Annotated in this window: 2 protein-coding genes and 1 pseudogene; 2 read left to right on the forward strand and 1 reads right to left on the reverse strand. The window is 67.4% G+C overall.

The genetic code is table 11. From position 1 onward, the window contains the following. Together RMO85_RS01745 and RMO85_RS01750 are read left to right on the forward strand one after the other, a co-directional pair. Positions 1–1130: pseudogene (locus tag RMO85_RS01745) on the forward strand (translational GTPase TypA); the annotation flags it as partial. A 188-nt stretch (positions 1131–1318) separates the two neighbouring features. Next, positions 1319–2275, forward strand: a complete 957-nt coding sequence (locus RMO85_RS01750) for a type IV toxin-antitoxin system AbiEi family antitoxin domain-containing protein (RefSeq protein WP_310526086.1) — start codon at positions 1319–1321, stop codon at positions 2273–2275. 119 nt (positions 2276–2394) lie between these two features. On the opposite strand, the gene RMO85_RS01755 is transcribed toward RMO85_RS01750, so the two are convergent. Beyond that, a partial coding sequence (locus RMO85_RS01755) for an IS30 family transposase (protein ID WP_310526087.1) occupies positions 2395–2810 on the reverse strand: 416 nt, incomplete at its 5' end.

Below are 2810 nucleotides of genomic sequence, written 5' to 3' on the forward strand. Positions count from 1 at the left end.
GTCAGACCGTTGCCTGGATGCGTCGCGACGGCTCGGTCAAGAACGTCAAGATCACCGAGCTCCTCATCACCGAGGGCCTCGAGCGCCAGCCCGGCCAGAGCGCCGGCCCCGGCGACATCGTCGCTGTCGCAGGCATCCCCGAGATCACCATCGGCGAGACCCTGGCCGACGCCGAGACTCCGGTCGCACTGCCGCTCATCCACGTCGACGAGCCCGCGATCTCGATGACGATCGGCACCAACACCTCGCCGCTCGTCGGCCGTACCAAGGGTGGCAAGGTCACCGCTCGCCTCGTCAAGGACCGTCTCGACCAGGAGCTCGTCGGCAACGTGTCGCTGCGCATCCTGCCGACCGAGCGTCCCGACGCGTGGGAGGTGCAGGGCCGCGGCGAGCTGGCGCTGGCCATCCTCGTGGAGCAGATGCGTCGCGAGGGCTTCGAGCTCACCGTCGGCAAGCCGCAGGTGGTCACCAAGGAGGTCAACGGCAAGGTGCACGAGCCGTACGAGCGCATGACCATCGACGCCCCCGAGGAATACCTCGGCACGATCACCGAGCTGCTCGCCTCCCGCAAGGGCCGCATGGAGTCGATGACCAACCACGGCAGCGGCTGGGTCCGCATGGAGTTCATGGTGCCGGCGCGTGGCCTGATCGGCTTCCGTACCGAGTTCCTCACCGACACCCGCGGCACGGGCATCGCGCACGGCATCTCCGAGGGCTACGAGCCCTGGGCCGGCGAGATCCGCTCGCGCACCAACGGTTCGCTCGTCGCCGACCGCAAGGGTGCCGCGACGGCGTACGCCATGACCAACCTGCAGGAGCGGGGGATCATGTTCCTCGAGCCAACGACCGAGGTCTACGAAGGCATGATCGTCGGGGAGAACTCCCGCGCCGACGACATGGACGTCAACATCACCAAGGAGAAGCAGCAGACCAACATCCGCTCCGCCACCTCCGACAACTTCGAGAAGCTGATCCCGCCGCGCCACCTGTCGCTCGAGCAGAGCCTCGAGTTCTGCCGCGACGACGAGTGCGTCGAGGTCACCCCCGACTCGGTCCGCATCCGCAAGGTCGTGCTCGACGCCAACGCCCGCGCCAAGACCGCGTCGGTGGCCCGTAAGGCGAACAAGTAATCAGCTTGGTTTCCCCGGATATCCGGGGAACTTCCTGCTGTGTGAGCAAAGCATTGGTCACACAGCAGGAGTTCTGACCACCAAGCATCCCTTGGGCGGTGTTCCAGGCGCCCGCCCCTCGGCGGCGTGGTTATCCACAGGCGCTGCGGCGCACGCATGACTCGTACGGCGCGGGGCAGCGTCGCCACATGATGAAGCCGCCCCCAACCGACCTCGACGGGCTCCTCCGCCTGCGTAGCGAGCTCATCGCCGAGGGTCTGACCGACAACCAGATCGCCCGACTGCGCCGCACGAAAGTGCTGCACCGAGTGCGACACGGTGCCTACGTCCCGCACGAGGTGTGGAGCGAGCTCACACCCGAGGACCGCCACCGGCTCCTCTCGAGAGCAGTGCTGCGCGCGGCGCACGAGACGTCGGCCCTGACGCACATCTCATCGGTCGTCGAGCGGGGCATCCCCGTGTGGGGACTGCCTCTTGGAGCGGCGCACACGACTCAACTCATCCGCCGGAAGGCAGGCCGACGAGTCGCGGACTGGACTCCGCATCGCGGCCTGCTCCTCGAGGGGGAGGTGGAGGAGGTCAATGGGGTCTGCGTGAGCATCGCGCCCCGATCGGCCGTCGAGATCTGCTCGATCACCACGGTCGAACCGGCGCTGGTCGTCGTCAACGGGCTGCTGCGGGCCAAGGCGATGACCCTGGAGGAGTTCGCCGAACAGGCAGCCCTGTGCCGCCTGTGGCCTGGCAGCCTCACCACCGACATCGTGCTGCGGCTCGCCGATCCTCGCCCGGAGTCGGTGGCCGAGGACCGCTTCTCCTACCTGTGCTATCGGCAATGCCTGCCCAAGCCGGAGCCCCAGGTCGAGATCTTCGACGAACACGGCACCCTCTTCGCCCGCGTCGACTTCGCGTGGCCCGATCACGGAGTGTTCATCGAGTTCGACGGCAAGGTGAAGTACGAGAAGCACCGCCGCGCGGGCGAGACTCTCGATGAGTACCTCATGCGCGAGAAGCGGCGTGAGGAGCAGATCTGCCAGCTCACCGGCTGGACGTGCATTCGCATCACCTGGGCCGACCTGGGCCGCCCCGCACTCCTTGCCGCACGCATCCGCAAGATCCTGGCTGTTCGAGCGCCGGTGGTCGGCTGACGGGTACGGCGACGCGCGCTGATCGCCGTACAGCCGAAGCAGGGCGCCGACCTTCGTGATCGAAACTCCTGCTTGTCCGGCAATGCTTTGGTGGCTACGTCAATCGGTCTAAGCAACGATCATGCTGCTGCCGGGTTGGCGAGCAGCTCGGCCAGCGCTTGCGCTGGGGTTTTGAGGTCGAGGGTAGGGCGTGGTCGGGCGTTGAGGGTGGCGGCGATCTTGGCGAGGTCCTTGGCGGTGTGGATCGAGAGGTCGCTGCCCTTCTCCAGCCAGTGGCGCAGGAGCCGGTTGGTGTTCTCGTTCGTGCCACGTTGCCACGGCGAGCGCGGGTCGCAGAAGTAGACCGGCATCGCGAGCCGCATCTGGATGTCGCGGTACTCGGCGAGCTCGCTGCCGCGGTCCCAGGTCAGGGACTGGCGCAGGTGCTCGGGCAGTTTGCTCATCTCACGGATCATCGCCTCGGCCACCGACTCTGCGTCGTGGCGGCCGGGCAGGTGCAGCAGGATCGTGACCCGGGTCGAGCGCTCGACCAGGG

Origin of the sequence: Nocardioides sp. (genome assembly GCF_031422975.1) — a bacterium.
Taxonomy (GTDB): Bacteria; Actinomycetota; Actinomycetes; order Propionibacteriales; family Nocardioidaceae; genus Nocardioides.

Bases quoted from the DNA above. Each gene is read 5' to 3' on its own strand.
- RMO85_RS01750 (WP_310526086.1), top strand. From the start codon at position 1,319: ATGATGAAGCCGCCCCCAACCGACCTCGACGGGCTCCTCCGCCTGCGT.